This is a genomic window from Nannocystis exedens, assembly GCF_002343915.1.
Classification (GTDB): Bacteria; Myxococcota_A; Polyangia; order Nannocystales; family Nannocystaceae; genus Nannocystis; species Nannocystis exedens.
In genome coordinates, this window is record NZ_NETK01000001.1 from 10,872,678 (window position 1) to 10,888,103 (window position 15,426).

At 73.0% G+C, this 15,426-nt stretch carries 11 protein-coding genes; 6 read left to right on the plus strand and 5 right to left on the minus strand.

Annotated features, from left to right (window positions below):
- Positions 1-3: 3 nt before the first annotated feature.
- On the plus strand, positions 4-2,292 hold the full coding sequence (locus tag NAEX_RS42330) for a RelA/SpoT family protein (RefSeq protein WP_143140096.1): 2,289 nt from the start codon (positions 4-6) through the stop codon (positions 2,290-2,292).
- A gap of 658 nt (positions 2,293-2,950) precedes the next feature.
- Positions 2,951-5,047, plus strand: coding sequence for a serine/threonine protein kinase (locus NAEX_RS42335; protein ID WP_211302564.1), 2,097 nt, complete (start codon positions 2,951-2,953; stop codon positions 5,045-5,047).
- A gap of 358 nt (positions 5,048-5,405) precedes the next feature.
- Here NAEX_RS42335 and NAEX_RS42340 read toward each other — a convergent pair whose 3' ends face one another.
- Complete coding sequence (locus NAEX_RS42340) at positions 5,406-5,681, minus strand: hypothetical protein (protein ID WP_143140097.1); 276 nt, start codon at positions 5,679-5,681, stop codon at positions 5,406-5,408.
- A gap of 139 nt (positions 5,682-5,820) precedes the next feature.
- Positions 5,821-6,444, minus strand: coding sequence for a dTMP kinase (gene tmk, locus NAEX_RS42345; RefSeq protein WP_096333152.1), 624 nt, complete (start codon positions 6,442-6,444; stop codon positions 5,821-5,823).
- A 115-nt stretch (positions 6,445-6,559) separates the two neighbouring features.
- Between tmk and NAEX_RS42350 the strand changes: the two genes are divergently transcribed.
- Entirely contained in the window at positions 6,560-7,633 is a 1,074-nt protein-coding gene (locus tag NAEX_RS42350; RefSeq protein WP_143140098.1) for a hypothetical protein, read from the plus strand.
- A gap of 486 nt (positions 7,634-8,119) precedes the next feature.
- Here NAEX_RS42350 and NAEX_RS42355 read toward each other — a convergent pair whose 3' ends face one another.
- On the minus strand, positions 8,120-9,706 hold the full coding sequence (locus NAEX_RS42355; protein ID WP_096333154.1) for a L,D-transpeptidase: 1,587 nt from the start codon (positions 9,704-9,706) through the stop codon (positions 8,120-8,122).
- Here NAEX_RS42355 and NAEX_RS42360 point away from each other — a divergent pair.
- On the plus strand, positions 9,705-10,568 hold the full coding sequence (locus NAEX_RS42360) for an AAA family ATPase (protein ID WP_096333155.1): 864 nt from the start codon (positions 9,705-9,707) through the stop codon (positions 10,566-10,568). The genes NAEX_RS42355 and NAEX_RS42360 overlap by 2 nt on opposite strands.
- 4 nt (positions 10,569-10,572) lie before the next feature.
- Positions 10,573-11,829, plus strand: coding sequence for a vWA domain-containing protein (locus NAEX_RS42365; RefSeq protein WP_245913920.1), 1,257 nt, complete (start codon positions 10,573-10,575; stop codon positions 11,827-11,829).
- 133 nt (positions 11,830-11,962) lie between these two features.
- Here NAEX_RS42365 and NAEX_RS42370 read toward each other — a convergent pair whose 3' ends face one another.
- Both NAEX_RS42370 and NAEX_RS42375 read right to left on the minus strand, forming a co-directional pair.
- Positions 11,963-12,775 carry a VTT domain-containing protein gene (locus NAEX_RS42370; protein ID WP_245913921.1) on the minus strand — a complete coding sequence of 271 codons (813 nt, stop codon included), beginning with the start codon at positions 12,773-12,775 and terminating at the stop codon, positions 11,963-11,965.
- A 265-nt stretch (positions 12,776-13,040) separates the two neighbouring features.
- Positions 13,041-13,850 (minus strand): alpha/beta fold hydrolase, encoded by an 810-nt coding sequence (locus NAEX_RS42375; RefSeq protein ID WP_096333157.1) that lies wholly within the window; start codon positions 13,848-13,850, stop codon positions 13,041-13,043.
- Positions 13,851-13,924: 74 nt separating this feature from the next.
- On the opposite strand from NAEX_RS42375, the gene NAEX_RS42380 reads away from it, so the two are divergent.
- Entirely contained in the window at positions 13,925-15,337 is a 1,413-nt protein-coding gene (locus NAEX_RS42380; protein ID WP_096333158.1) for a metallophosphoesterase family protein, read from the plus strand.
- The last annotated feature ends 89 nt before the right edge of the window (positions 15,338-15,426 follow it).

Below are 15,426 nucleotides of genomic sequence, written 5' to 3' on the forward strand. Positions count from 1 at the left end.
CCGTTGGAGCCGAGCGTCGCGACCCTGCTGGCCGAGCTGCGCGACCACGGCGTGACCGACACGAGCGCGGTCGAGAAGGCGTTCGCGCTGGCGGAGAAGTGCCACGCCGGCCAGGTGCGCAAGAGCGGCGAGCCGTACCTGACGCACCCGCTGCGGGTCGCGGAGACGATCGCGCGCCTCGGCCTCGACACCAGCAGCGTGATCGCGGCGCTGCTGCACGACGCGGTCGAGGACAGCGACCTCTCGGTGTTCGACCTGACCGAGCAGTTCGGCGCCGAGATCGCCGGCATCGTCGACGGCGTCACCAAGCTCGGCAAGGTGCCGTACCTGTCGCGCCAGGAGCAGCAGGCGGAGAGCTTCCGCAAGATGCTGCTGGCGATGAGCCAGGACATCCGCGTGCTGCTGGTCAAGCTCGCCGACCGGCTCGACAACATGCGGACGCTCGAGCACATGCCGGGCGACAAGCGCCAGCGGATCGCCCGCGAGACGATGGAGATCTACGCGCCGCTGGCCAACCGCCTCGGGATCCAGTGGATCCGCACCGAGCTGCAGGACCTGTCGTTCCGCTACCTCGAGCCGGCGATCTACGACGGCGTGCAGAGCAAGATCGACAACCTGTTCGCCGGCGCGCCGGAGTTCGTGGCCCGCGGCCTGGCCGAGCTGCAGGCGGCGTTCCTGCCGCCAGCCGGGCCGAGCGACCCGGCGCCGAGCGATCGGCCCGAGGACGAGCGCGTCGAGTGGCCGGAGGCGCTGTTCGGGCGGGCCAGCGTGCGGGCCAGCGTGCGCCGGCCGTACCAGGTCTACCGCCTGTCCGAAGAGCAAGACGAGGGCGTCGATCAGGTGTCCGACCTGGTCACGTTCCACATCATCACCCGCGACCGCGCCGGCTGCTACGCCGCGCTCGGGGTGGTCCACGGCCGCTTCACGCCGGTGCCGGGCCGGTTCCGCGACTACATCGCGCTGCCGCGGCAGAACCACTACCAGGCGCTGCACACCGCGGTGATGGCCCACGGGGTCCGGCTGACGCTGCAGATCCGCAGCGAGAGCATGGACGACGTGGCCGAGAAGGGCATCGTCTCCGAGTGGCGACGCGACCGCGCCGGCTCGAAGGGCTGGCAGAACCTGACCTGGCTCAAGAGCCTGATGGACTGGCAGGGCGAGGTGTCCGACCCGCACGAGTTCATCGCCGCGGTCAAGGCCGACCTGTTCGCCGACGAGGTGTTCGTGTTCACCCCGCAGGGCGACATCCACACCTTCCCTCGCGGCGCCACGCCGATCGACTTCGCGTTCGCGATCCACACCGACCTCGGCAACCACTGCTCGGCGGCGCGGATCAACGGCCACATGGTGCCGCTCCGCTACCAGCTGCGGCAGGGCGACACGATCGAGATCATCACCACGCCGAACCCGGCGGTGCGCAAGGAGTGGCTCAAGATGTGCCAGACCTCGCGCGCGCAGGCGCGGATCAAGCAGTACCTGCGGCAGCAGGAGCGCGGCCGGCTGCGCGCGCTGGGCCGCAGCCTGCTCGACACGGAGCTGGCCGGGCGCGGGCGCAAGCTGGCCGACTTCGAGGCCCAGGGGCAGATGGCGAGCCGGATCGCCGATCTCGATCTGCCCAAGGATCTGCGCAGCGAGGACGGGCTCTACGAGGCTCTCGGCGCCGGTCAGGTCGCGCCGGCGGTGGTGGCGGACGCGCTGGCGCCGGTCGCGGACGAGGAGGACAACCTGTTCAAGCGCGTGCTGCGGCGCATGTCGGGCAAAAAGCCGGGGCCCAAGCTGCCGGGCTTCGGCCGCCTGGCGCCCGGGCAAGGCGCGCCGGGCTCGCCGCTTCTGGTCACGCGCGAGCGCATCGAGGCCGGCTCTTCCGGGGCGCCGATGATCCAGCTCGCGCCGTGCTGCTCGCCGCTGCCGGGCGACCCGCTGATCGGCTACTTCGTCCCGGGCAAGGGGATCGCGGCCCACGTCGAGGGCTGTCCCGAGGCGCTCGGCCGGATCGCCGAGCGCCGCCTCCACCTCGCCTGGGAGTCGGGCCTGGAGATCGACGGTCCGGTCACCCTCGAGGTCCGCACCACCGACACCGTCGGCCTGCTCGCCGAGATGAGCCGGGCCTTCTCGCACCACGGGATCAACATCAAGCAGGCCAATTGTCGCGCCTACGACAGCGGCCGGCGCGCCATCAACACCTTCCAGACCACCGTCCGCAGCCTCAAGCAGCTGTCTTCGCTGATGGCGACCCTGCGGGACATCACCGGCGTGCTGGCGGTCGAGCGGGTGTTCTCACGCGCCGAGTGACCCGAGCGCCGCGCGGGCAGGGGGCCGGCTGGCGCAGGCCCCGTGCGCGCGGTTGACAAGCCCGATAAGCCCGGTTATCCCTCCGCCCTCCCGCAAACAGGACCTCCGCGATGGCTTCCTTCACTGCAGTCACCAAGCGCAAGCGCGCTCGTCGTACCAAGAACGCTGGCCATGCCCGTAAGATGAAGATGGGCAAGCACAGCACGCTGTCCGCCACGGAGCTGTTCGCGGCTCTCGGCGAGCCCGGCAAGCCGGCGCCCAAGAGCGCCGCGCCGGCGAAGGGTTGAGCTCGCCGCTCGCCCTGCAGAACCCAGGCGCCCGCCTGCGCGCGCGAGATCGCCGCGGCGGCTCCGCCGGTGTGCTTCCATCAGGTCTCGCGGCTCGCCGCGTCCGCCGCCCGATCTCCGTGATCGGCCCAATTTGCGTGCGGAACCGCGAACGGCTCGCGTTCCATGGAGGCCACGGGCGGGGTCGCACGGCTCTCGTGGTTTTCGTCGCGAGTGAACCATGCGAAGGTCGCCGTGGCGCCGGGCGCCGGGCCCGCTGTGCGCTTGATCAACTACCTAGCAGCGCATAGTCTCGGAGCGCGACTTCCCTCCCTGCTGGAGAACCCATGACGACAGCGACGACCGGCGCGCCAACTCTCTCACCGGGAACAGTGATCGACGGGACATACACCCTCGGCGCGGTGGTGCGGGAGCGCGGCGGCAGCGTGACCTACGAGGCCACGGACCTCAGCGGTGGTCAGGTGGAGGTCACCGTGTACGCGGCCGGCTGTTTCGTCTCGCCGGTGGCGCTCGAGCGCAGCCTCCGCGAGCTGCGGCAGCTCGAGAAGGTCCAGTCGCCCCAGATCGTGCGGGTGATCGACACCGGCAAGATGTCGCAGGGCGGCATCTACGAGGTCCACGAGCGCCTCGCCGGGACGCCGCTGTCCAGCGTGGGCAGCCTGCCGCCGGCCGAGGTGTTGCAGATCGTCCAGGACGTCGCCGCCGCGCTGGCGGCGGCGCAGAAGGTCGGGGTGGTCCACCGCAACCTCGGGGCCGACTCGATCCTGCGCCACGGCAGCGACATCCGCCTGTTCAACTTCGCCGTCGGCGACCCGCAAGGGGGCGTCAGCTTCGGCGCCATCGATTGCATCGCGCCCGAGCAGGTCGAGGGCAAGAACATCGACGAGCGCACGCTGGTGTACAACCTCGCGGCGCTGACGTATCGCCTGCTCAAGGGCCAGTCGCTGTTCACGACCGAGGACACCGGCACCGCGCTGCTGCAGCACGCCGCCAGTCTCCCGCCCGAGAGCTCGATGCCGGCGCCGCTGTTCGCGGGCCTGGCGAAGGACCCCAAGGCGCGGCCGGCGCTGTCCAAGTTCCTCGGGGATCTTGGCGACATCGTCCGCGACTTCCCGCGCGATGCTCGCGAGCAGGACGACCCTATGAACGACCCCGACGCGCTCAACCCGGATCGCGCGGCCCTCAGCGGGCCGGGCACGCCCACCCCTGAACCCGCCGCGGCCAAGCCGGTCGCGCCGCCGCCGGCCGCCAAGCCGGCGATCGGCGCGCCGCCGTCGGTCGGGCCCAAGATCGGCGCGCCGCCGCTGTTGGGACCGCCGACGATCGGCAAGCCGCCGGGCGTCGCGCCGCCCAGCGTGTCGGCGCCGACGTTCGCGCCGCCGAGCGTGGCCCCGCCGACGTTGTCCGCGCCGAACCTCGCCCCGCCGCCCGCCGCGGCCCCCAGCGCGACCGCGGGGGCCCAGGGCGCCAAGCCCCGCACGCGCGGGTGGACCATGTTCATGGAGGCGACCGACGGTGAGTCCGGCGGCGCCCCGGCGCCCGGGGTGCCGGTCGGCGGCCCGCTGCCGGTGGCGACGCCCGCGCCCGCGCCGGCGCCCGTCGCTGCGCCCACGCCCGCGCCGGCGCCCGTGCAGCCCGCGGCTGCCGCAGCACCGGCCGCCTCGAGCGGCGAGGTCAAGCCGAGCACGCGCGGCTGGACGATGATCATGGACGAGCCGGAGGCCGACGCGGCCGCGCTCGCCGTCACCACGCCCGCCGCCGCCAGCGCCCCGGCGCCGGCCAGCCCGACCGTCCGCGGCTGGACGATGCTCGAGGAGCTCAATGACTCGCTGCCCGGCGTGCCCCCGCCGACGGCGGCAGCCCCGGCGCCCGCGCCGGAGAAGGCCGAACCGGCCCCCGCGGCTGCGGCGGCGCCCGCCGGCGGTCAGCCGAGCTCGCGCGGCTGGACCATGTTCATGGAGGCCGAGCTGCAGAGCAAGGACGAGCCGAAGGCCGAGCCCGCGGCGGCCGAGCCCGAGTTCTACGACGGCCAGGTCACCACCGACTCGGGCACCGTCGTCGCCTTCGCCCCGACCGCCGGGACCCCGCAGGCCCGCTCACGCGTCGGCGAGCCGCCCGCCGACCTGAGCGCGGGGACAGAAGAAATGACCTCGTTCGGCTCGCGCTTCCGCAGCGCCGAGCCCGAGCCGCCGGCGCCCGGCGACGCCGCCCCGCAGTCGCCGCCCGATCTGCCGAGCTTCGCCGGCAACTCGAGCTTCGACTTCGGCGGCCTCACGCCTCCGCCCAAGCCGCAGCCCGAGCCGGCCAAGCCGACGGTGTCGGCGGCGCAGCCCAGCACTCCGCCCGAGTCGGTGTTCGCCACCGCCGAGGCGGCCGAAGGCGCCGGTGGCGGCTCGAAGGTGCTGATCATCGTCATCGTCGTGCTGGTGATCGCCGCGGTCGCCGTGATGGCGCTGACGAGCTCCTGAGCCCACGCCGGCGAGGGCAGGGGCGTCCGGTAGGCATGCCGGGCGCCTCTTCGCGTTCGTGGCCCGGTCGCACGACGGCGCGCTCCGAGCCCGACGACGTGCCGGTCGGCCGCGACGGCCGCGAGCGCGTGGTCGGGAGCCGCGAGCGATGCGGTCGAACGAGACGTGTCTCCGCAGGGCCGGTGGTGGCGTGCCGGCCTGCGCGAAGGGCAGGCGGCGCGAGGACGGCTCGTCCACCCGCGACGCGTCTCGAGCGCGAAGGGCCTGTCCCTTCGGGCAGGCCCTTCATCACATGTCCATCTGGACATGTCTTTTCAAACTTGCCCTCGCGGGCATGCTCGTTCGGCCAGGCGAGCGCTCAGGCCTGCTCTTCCTCGTCGATCTCCGGCAGCTGGTACACGATCGTGCGGTCCTGCTGCTGGCCCTCGCCGGCCCCGACCTCGCCCTCGCCCTCACCGGCGTCGACGTCGGTGTCGACGATCTCCTCGTCCGCCTCGGCCTCGGCCTCGACCCCCTCGTAGCTGTCGACCGCGGTCTCGGTCGCGACCGGCACGGGGCTCGACACAGGGATGTTGGGGGCGTTGCCCGCCTTCCAGTCCTCGATGGCTCTGCACAGCACGGCGTAGTCGATCATCGCGGGCATGGTAGTCCGCGGGCGTGGCGCCGCGCAACCTGGTCGACCGGCTCGCGCGCCGGTCGGGCCGGCCCGGTCGGTGACACCCGGGTCTCGTGCCAGCCGGTGGGTCGAGCCCGGCGTGGCAGGCCGAGGCCGACTACAGCCCGCGCTGGGCGCAGGCCTCGCCGATCTGGGCCGTGACCTGGTCGGGGGGCAGGGTGCCGTCCAGAACCACGATCTCGCCGAGGTCTCCGCGCTCGCGGGCGGCGTCGTAGAGGCGGGCGACGCGGCGCTGCAGCTCGAGCGCGTCGAACCGCTCGCTGACCGCGGCGCCCTCGGCGGCGCGGCGCTGGATCCGGGCGAACGCCACCTCCGCGGGCACGCGGAGGAAGATGTAGAAATCGGGCGCCGGGGCCGCCTGGTTGATCGACCGGACCCAGTCGAGATCGCAGTCGAGGGACTGGTACGCGAGCGAGGACAGGAGGTAGCGATCCGAGACGACGACGCCGCCGCGGCGGCGGGCCGGATCGATCTCGTGCGCGATGTGCTCGAGGCGATCGGCGGCGAACAGCAGGGCCAGCGCGGCCGGATCGATGGGCTCCGCCTCGACGTGGAGGCGCTCGCGGATCAGCCTGCCGATCGCGCCCCCGCTGGGCTCGCGGGTCTCGTGGACCTCGTGGCCACGCTGTCGGAGCCAATGCGCCAGCGCGCGCGTCTGCAGCGTCGTGCCGCTCCCGTCGATCCCCTCGATGGCGATGAAACGTCCGCCTGACTCACGCATCGCGGGCGAGCCTAGCAAAAGTCGCGCGCGCCTTGGCGCGTCCGCACGGTCGCGGATTCCTCGCTCAGGGCGCGCCCGCGTGGCACACTCGCTCCGGCCCAAGGAGTCTTCGCCTGTGAATCAGCACCCGCCGTCCTCCACTGTACCGCTGGGCAGCTCGCAAAACCCCGCTCAGCCGCAGTACGTGCCCGCACAGCTCGGCGTGGCAGTGCAGCTCCCCGGGTCCTCGCAGCCCCATCCGGGCGCGGCGCCGATGCCGGGACAGCAGCCGTATCCGCAGGCGCAGCATCCGCCGCCGGGCGCCTATCCCCAGGGACAGGTGCCGATGGCCGCCCAGCAGCATCCGGGGCAGTACCCGCCGGGTCAGTACCCGCCGGGCCAGTATCCGCCGGGGCAGTACCCGCCCGGGCAGTATCCGCAGGGCGCCTATCCCCAGGGACAGGTGCCGCAGCAGCCGGTGCAGCAGGTCCATCCTCACCCGCAGTCGGGCCCGGTGCCGCCGCCGCCCGGCAACGCGCGCATGGACGAGCTGCAGACCGGCGGCTCCCGCACCGTGTTCGAGTTCACCGGCGCCCACGCCAAGCCCGAGGCCGGCGGCCGCACCTTCGTCGGCAGCCTCGACAGCATGCCCGACCTGTCGCGCGAGCGGCCGGAGCGCATGGCCAGCAATCTCAGCCCCGGGATGCCGTCGTGGGTGCTCGTGCTCGTCGGCCTGCTCGTGGTCGGCGGCGGCGCGGCCTATGCCGCGTTCCTGGGCGGTCAGGCCAGCGAAGAGACGGTCAACGCCGCGCCCGCCGAGACCGCGCCGCCCGCCGCGACCGCCGGGACGCCGCCCGCCGCGGTCGACCCGGCCGCGGCCGCGGGCACGCCGCCCGCCGCGGGCGTACCGCCGGCCGCCGGGACGCCGCCCGCTGCCGGGACGCCGCCGGCTGCCGGGACGCCGCCGGCCGCCGGAACGCCGCCGGCCGCCGGGACGCCGCCGGCGACGACTCCGCCGGCGACCACGCCGCCGGCGACCACGCCGACGCCCGAGCCCACGCCGGAGCCGGTCAAGACGACGCCGAAGAAGACGACGCCGAAGAAGACCACGCCGAAGCCCGAGCCGCCCAAGGAAGAGCCGAAGAAAATTATCAAGCCGAGCAAGCCGCCGCGCGAGGGCCTGGGCGACCTGCCGCCGCCGCCGAAGTGAGGCCCGCCCGCGCCGAGGGGCCCCGAGCGTCCGCCCGCGCGCGTCGAGGTACAAAGAGCCCTGTCCGATCGGACAGGGCTCTTTGTACATGTCCGTCGGGACCTGCACAAAGAGCCCCGTCGGGCGCCCGGCCGAGCGAGCCCGACCGCCCGCTGCCGGCGCCGTGAACGTGCCGGCGCTACGGCTGCGCGGTTTGCAGCCCCGCGGCCGTGTCGTCCCTCAAGACCCCCGAGGTCACGCGGCGAGCGTCGCGTCTGCGCCCGACGACGCCGGCCGCGCTCCGTCTCCCGGCCGTCGCCTCTCACGGCCGAATCGCGGCGAGCGGCGGAGCGGCGCCGGGGCGGCGCGGGCGAGCCGCAACGGGGATCCGTCGACCGGCGGCAGGAGAGCCCGCGTGGCGCAAAGCGCATGCTCCTTGCGACAGGCCCTTCGGGACATGCCCCGATCGACCTGTCGCAATGGACCTGCCCGGAGGGACCTGTCCGATCAAACCCCCGGCGGCTCGGCGCGGGCGACCAGGACCTCGTCCTCGCCGGCGGGGTCGACCTCGGTGCGGCGGTCGGGCGACGGCTCCAGGCCCTTGCGCACGCGGACCACGCTGCCGGGGCGGTCGGCGTGCTCGTAGGCGGTCATCCAGCCGGCCGGCAGCTGCGGGCCGGTGCGCTCGAACACGTAGCGGGCGTCGCGGGGCGACAGGTTGACGCAGCCGTGGCTCTTGCGGTGGCCGAAGCCGTCGTGCCAGTAGGCGCCGTGGAGGGCGAAGCGGCGGTAGAAGTACTGCACCCACGGGACGGCCTCGACGTGGTAGGGCGAGTCCTCGGCGTCCGCGGGGCGGTTGCGCATCGGGCCGTAGGCGAGCTTGTTGCGGATCCGGTAGACCCCGCGCGGCGTGGCGGTGTTGGGCTTGTGGCCGGTGCCGCTCGACACCAGCGTCACGAAGATCGGCTGCTGCCCGCGCATCACCGCCAGCGTCTGCTGGCCGACGTCGACGTCGACCCACGTCTCGTCGTCGCGGATGTCGTCGAGGGCCGGGCCGTCGACCCATAGCCGCAGCTTGTCGGCCTCGACGTAGGCGGACGCGCCGGGCCCGAAGTGGTCGGGGATCTCGAGCCACCGCGCCCCGCCGCCGCGCAGCGGCTCGGGCTTCACGTCGAGCGCCTGGTGGTACTCGAGCTGGCCCTCGATCGCGGCCTTGAGGCTCGGCTGGCGCCGCAGCAGGGCCTCGCGGGAGACCGCCCACGCGGCCGCCAGCCCGGCCGGGATCGGGCGGACGGCCAGCTCGCGGCCGGCGAACTCGCTCGGCTTCTCGAACTTCAGCCCCTCGAGCGGCACCACCTGCTCGTCGCCGTCGAGCATCACCTTGCCGTGGCCCGGGATCTGGAGCTCCTCGACGAACGCGTATTGATGGTTGGCCGCCAGGATCTCGAGCGGCTCGGCGCCCTGCGTCAGGGCGAACTTGCTCTTGTAGCGGGGGACCTCGACCAGCAGGTTGCCCTGGCGGTCGGCCTTCGGCTTGGCGTAGATGAAGGGCACCAGCAGGCCCTCGGGGATCCGCGGCTGCAGCACCGGCTCGCGGTCGTCCGCGACCGCGTTCTTGAGGCAGGCGTAGCTGTCGTGGTCGACGCGGGCCCAGCCCTCGCCGGGGCAATCTGTCCCGGCGACCAGCTCGTAGATGGCGAACGTGCTGCCGCCGTCGATGCGGCCGCGCATGTCGCTGCCGTGGCGCGGCGCGGCGTAGACGACGATGGTCCGCGCGGCCCCGCGGATGCCGATCGGGAGCGGCTGGGTCACGGCCTCGGGCGCCCCCGCCGTCGGCTGCTCGCCGGGCGCGGCGGCCGGGAGCGGCGGCTCCAGCGGGGCGTCGCCGGGTTCGGCCCCGAGCTCGTCGTCGGCGTGCGCGGCCTCGCGGACGGCGTCCGGACGGGCGACCGCCACGAACGCGTCGTCGTCGCCGTCCTCGTCGCAGCTCGGCCCGAACGTCAGCAGGGCGACGGTGGGGCCGATCGGCAGCGCGAAGCCGGCGAGGGCGGCCAGCCAGGCGGGGCGTGAGGTTCGTACGGGGCGGGCGGACATGATCGGGGCGGTGGTTGTGCCAAGCTCTTCGGAAGTGCAGAGCTTCTCAGGGACTTCCGAGTACATCGTCTCCCCCGAACTTTCGCGCGCGGTCGACGTCGCGGTCGCGCTCGGCCGGCCGCTGCTCGTCAAGGGCGAGCCCGGCACCGGGAAGACGCTTCTGGCGCGGGATATCGCCAATTTCTTCGAGTGTCCACTGGAGCGTTGGCATGTCAAATCGACGACGAAAGCCGTCGACGGACTGTATCAGTACGACGCCGTACGGCGTCTGCACGATTCCAGGTTCGGCGACGGCGATGTGCGCGACATCTCTCGCTACATCAGTTTGGGGCCGCTCGGCCGCGCCTTCGCGAGCGAGCGGCGGGTCGTGGTCCTCATCGACGAGATCGACAAGGCCGACCTCGAGTTTCCGAACGACCTGCTCCATGAGCTCGACGCGATGGAGTTCACCATCCCCGAGACCGGCGCCGTCGTCGCAGCCCGTCAGAGGCCGATCGTGATCATCACCAGCAACAACGAGAAGGAGATGCCCGACGCCTTCTTGCGCCGCTGCGTGTTCCACTGGATCGAGTTCCCCGACAAGGCGCTCATGGCGCGAATCGTCCGCGTCCACCACCCCGACGTCGAGGACAAGCTGCTCGCCGGTGCGCTCGAGGCGTTCTACACCCTGCGCGCGGTCGAGGGCCTGCGCAAGCCGCCGAGCACCAGCGAGCTCATCGACTGGCTGTCGGCGCTGCGCCTGTCGGGGATCGACCCGGCCAAGCTCCTGGGGGCCAAGATCCCCTTCCTCGGCACCCTGCTCAAGAAGGAGCAGGACATCGACAACGTCGGCCGCCGCATGAAGGCGAGGACAGGTTCGTGAGGACATGTTCGTAACGCCATACGAGTCGCCCGGCGGGGCGCTGTTCCTCGAGTTCTTCTACGCGCTGCGCTCGCGCGGCGTGCCGGTCAGCACGCACAACTGGCTGGCGCTCGTCGACGCGCTGTCGCGCGGCCTCCACCAGAACTCGCTCGACGGCTTCTACCAGGTCGCGCGCTGCCTGCTGGTCTCGTCGGAGGTCCACTACGACGAGTTCGACCGCGTGTTCGGCCAGGTCTTCCGCGGGGTCGAGGCCGACCTGCGCGGGCTCCTCGCCGGCGTCGAGGCATGGTTGCAGGACCCGAAGGCGCTGGCCGAGCTCGACGAGGCGACCCTCGCCGCGCTCAAGGCCCTCGACCTCGAGACGCTGCGCCAGGAGCTGCTCGACCGGCTCAAGCGGCAGAAGGAGCGCCACGACGGCGGCAACACGTGGGTCGGCACCGGCGGCACCTCGCCGTTCGGCCAGGGCGGGCAGAACCCGGCCGGGATCCGCGTGGGCGGGCAGGGCGGCGGCCGCTCGGCGCTGGCCGTCGCCGACGCGCGCCGGTTCCAGGAGTTCCGCAAGGACGTCGTGCTCGACACCCGCCAGATCGCCGCGGCCCTGCGGCGCCTGCGTCGGCTGTCGCGCGAGGACGGCAAGCTCGAGCTCGACCTCGACGAGACCATCGACGCGACCGCGCGCAACTGCGGCGACATCGAGGTCGTGCTGACCCCCGAGCGCCACAGCCAGGTGCGGACGCTGCTGCTGCTCGACGTCGGCGGCAGCATGGACCCGCACGCGCACCTGGTGTCGCGCCTGTTCAGCGCGGCCCACCAGGGCGGCGGCTTTCGCGAGCTGCGCTCGTACTACTTCCACAACTGCGTGTACGGCCGCGTCTACGAGGACGCCCAGTTCCGCAAGCCGGTGCTGACGAGCAACCTGCTGCGCGAGCTCGACCACAAGTGGACGGTGATCCTCGTCGGCGACGCGTACATGCACCCGGGCGAGCTGACGATGACGAGCGGCGACTGGTGGGAGTCGAACCGCGGCCCGTCCGGGCTGACGTGGCTGGCCCGGATCGCCGACCGCTTCCCGCGCTCGGTCTGGCTCAACCCCGAGCAGCCGGGCCTGTGGCGCTCCGGCACGATCGCCGAGATCGCGCGGGTGTTCCCGATGTTCCAGCTGACGCTGGCGGGCCTCGACGACATGGTCAAATTCCTCCGCCGGCCGACCGTGAGCGCCGAGCGGCGGATGCTGATCCAGCGGCTCGCGCGCGCGGCGTGACGGCGCGACGCGAGCGCTCGTGCCCGGGCGAGAGCACCGCGGCCTGGTCGTTCGGACAGGCTGACCCGCCGCTCGGCGGGAGGCCGCCGCCTGTCCGTTCGGACAGGCTGCTCCCCGGCTGTCGATCGCGTTCCTACGGGGCGAGATGCGTGCCGTCGGTTCGGACAGACGGCTCCGCGGCGACCGGCCGCAGCGTCGCCGGGCGAGGATCGGGCTGCCCCTCGGGACAGGCTGATCCGTGGCTCGCGGCGGCGCGAGACGGCTCGGCGGCGCGGAGCCGGCGGTGCAGCAGCGTGTAGGCGATCGCGCTGAAGAGCGCCCCGACGAGGCCCAGCAGCAGCAGCGGCCCGACCTGTTGCCGGATGAAGCTCTCCCCCAACATCACCGTGCCGAACGCGTACGGCAGCTCGCCGAGCACGACCACGGCGATGTAGCGCCAGAAGCTGTAGCCGGCCAGGCCCAGCAGGTAACCCGGGACCTCCGACGGCATCGACAGCTGGAACAGCGCGACCAGGCCGAACGGCATGTCCCGGGTCGCCCACCGCTCGTAGCGGGCCAGGGCGCCCCGCGGCGCCAACCAGCGGAGGGCGCGCCGGCCGAGGGAACGGCCGAGCGCGTAGGTGCAGGCGCCCCCGAGCGTCCAGCCGAGCCACAGCAGGAGGGCGCACGGGATCGGCCCCCAGGCGTACACGGCGATCGGGACGATGAGCGCGCTCGAGAAGAACGCGAACATGCCCGACAGCGCGGCGAACAGCACGAACAGCGCGGCCCCGGCGGCCGGGTCGGCCGCGATCAGCGTCTCGGTGACGGCGAGCAGTCGGGCCAGCAGATCGTGCACGAGGTCGCTGGCAGCCAGCGCCGCGAGCGCCCCGATCGTCACGAGGATCACGAGGGCGCGCCGCCACGGGTGCGGGTGCGACGACGAACGTGACGTCTCGGCGGACACTCGTTCACGATAGCCGCGAACGGCGCCGGGACCATCGTCGAGCAGGCAGCGCGCGTCGAGTCGTTCGCCGCGGCCGCTGCTCATGGATGACCTCGAAGCCAGGTAGCTCGGTCCGCCGAGCGCGCCGGAGCGGGTCGGTCGCGGGGGGACGCAGGCTGTCCAGAGCCGTGCGCGGGCGGCGCGAGAGGCCGCGCCGCTGTCGAATGAACTTGAGGACATGATCTATAGGTCATGCGGCAACAAGCATGGCCCATGGAACATGGTCTCAAGGACCTGTGGTAGCGAGCAGCTCCTCGACGATCGCCGCGGCCTCGGCCGGGCGCTCGGCCTGGACCGTGTGGCCGGCGGCGGCGATCGTGCGCAGCGGGGCGCCGAGCGCGTCGGCGAGGACGCGACCGGCGGCTGCGAGGGCCGGCGAGTCGGCGCCGCCGACGACCACGCGCGCGGGCAGGCGGAGGCCGGCGAGCTCGGGGAGCAGGGCGGGGCGCGAGACCCAGGCATTCACGGCGCGGGCCATGTCGCGGCGGTCCATCGCCTGCAGGTGGGCCGTGGTCGCGCCGCGCACGTCGGCGGCGGCGTCGGGCGCGTGCAGGCCGGCGAGGATGCTGGTGAGCACCGGACCCGGTCCGAGCGTGCGCAGGATCGTCGCCAGCGCGCCGAAGGTCAGGCGGTCGCGCGCGCTGGCGGCGTGCGGGTTGGCGGCGATCAGCACCAGCGCGCCGACCAGCTCGGGGCGCTGGCGGGTCAGCTCCACCGCCGCGGCGGCGCCGAGCGAGGTGCCGACGACGATCGCGTCGCGTGCGGCCAGGGTGTCGAGCACGGCGGCGAGGTCGGCGGCCAGATCTGCGGTCGAGAACGCGCGCGTGGTGCCGCGGCTGTCGCCGTGGCCGCGGAGGTCGACGTTGACGACGCGCGCGCGCGGGGCCAGGCGCGCGGCGACGGCGGCGAAGCTGCCGCGGTGGGCGAGCAAGTTGTGCGCGAGGACGACGACGCGGGACCCGCTGCGGCCGAGCTCGTCGAAGACCACGCGCTGCGCTTCGCGGACGATCGCCGGCACAGCCCTGTTTCGTGCCATGGCGGCGCGGGCGGAGGCAAGTCCGAGGTTGAGCCCGCGCTACGCCTGCGTTACCGTGAGGTGACGAGCCCTCCGTGCCGGTCCGCATCATCCCAGGCGCCGTCAGCACCGATCGCCTGCGCGCGCTCGTGATCAGCGACGCCGACGCGCCGCCGCCGTTGACCATCGAGGCGCTGCAGGGCGGACCCGCGCCGGCGCTCGAGGTGCGCGCGCACGCGGCCGGCGACCCGCGCATCGATCAACACGTGCGCAAGGCCGGGCTGTCGCTGTGGGTGTGCGAGGCCAAGGACCTGCGGCCCGGCGCCGACTATCACCTGCGCGCCGGCGACCAGCGGCCGGTCCACGTCAAGACGTTCCCCGCCGCGCTGCCGAAGGCCGGCATCTCGCTGGCGCTGGCGAGCTGCTACTACGAGGCGTTCGGCCGCCACAAGGACTACCTGCAGCTGCTGCAGTCGGCGCCGAGCTATGGGCCGCTGGCCGCCAAGCTGCTGGTCGGCGACAACATCTACGTCGACGTCGGCGCCGCGCCCGGGCAGGCGCGCAGCGGGGCCGAGGAGACGGTCGGACGCTACCTGCAGTACTACTGGCGCAGCGGCTACGCCGACGTGCTGTCGTACCTGCCCACGTTCTGCCTGTGGGACGACCACGAGCTGTGGAACAACTTCCCCGAGTGGCAGGTGCACCTGGCGCGCAGCATGGCCAACGCGCGCGCCGATTACTCCGCCGCCGCGCTCGGCTCGCTCAAGCTGTTCCAGGCGGTGCTCAACCCGCCGCCCGCGGCGCGCTCGGGCCTGTCGTACCGCTTCGACATCCCGCCGGTGTCGTGCTTCGCCCTCGACCTGCGGGCCGGTCGCACGATCATGAAGACGGCCAGCCCGCGCATGACCACCGAGGCCGAGCTGGTCGCGTTCGAGCGCTGGGCGGCCGGCCTGCAGGCGCCCGGGATCGCCATCTTCGGCCAGCCTTTGTGGATCGACCGCGGCAACTGGATGGACTACCAGCCGCCCGACTTCCCCGCCGATTACTCGCGGATCTGGCGAGCCCTGACGAACGCGCCGTACGACGTGCTGGTGCTCTCGGGCGACGTCCACCACAGCCGTTTGCTCGAGATCGACACCGCCAAGGACCGCAAGGTGTGGGAGCTCGTCAGCTCGCCGGCGTGCATGATCCCGACGATGGAGTCGATCGGCGCCCAGGCCTTCGACGTGCAGGACAAGGGGATCCTGACGTTCCCGCTGGCCTACCCCGGCGGCCCGTCCGGCCCGCCGAACCTGCGCGCGTACCACTTCGGCACCGAGATCAGCAACACGATCGCCTTTCTCAAGCTCGCGCCCGCGGACGCCGGGGGGATCGCCGTCACCACCTGCTTCATGGACCTGACGACCAAGGCGATCACCCGCAACACCCGCCCGCGGGTGGCGGCCCCGCTGGCGTCGCCGCAGCCGGAGTGGTGCCAGACGACCTTCGTGCTGAAGAAGCGGGCGTGAGCCCCGGTCCGGGAGGGCATGGTGTAGAGGACATGCCGCTTCGACCATGCCCGTTCGGGCATGTCGATGCGGACATGCACGTTCGGGCA

Coding starts and splice junctions, on each gene's coding strand:
- NAEX_RS42340 (WP_143140097.1), bottom strand. CDS start 5,681: ATGATCGACTACGCCGTGCTGTGCAGAGCCATCGAGGACTGGAAGGCG.
- tmk (WP_096333152.1), bottom strand. CDS start 6,444: ATGCGTGAGTCAGGCGGACGTTTCATCGCCATCGAGGGGATCGACGGG.
- NAEX_RS42360 (WP_096333155.1), top strand. CDS start 9,705: ATGATCGGGGCGGTGGTTGTGCCAAGCTCTTCGGAAGTGCAGAGCTTC.
- NAEX_RS42355 (WP_096333154.1), bottom strand. CDS start 9,706: ATGTCCGCCCGCCCCGTACGAACCTCACGCCCCGCCTGGCTGGCCGCC.
- NAEX_RS42365 (WP_245913920.1), top strand. CDS start 10,573: ATGTTCGTAACGCCATACGAGTCGCCCGGCGGGGCGCTGTTCCTCGAG.
- NAEX_RS42375 (WP_096333157.1), bottom strand. CDS start 13,850: ATGGCACGAAACAGGGCTGTGCCGGCGATCGTCCGCGAAGCGCAGCGC.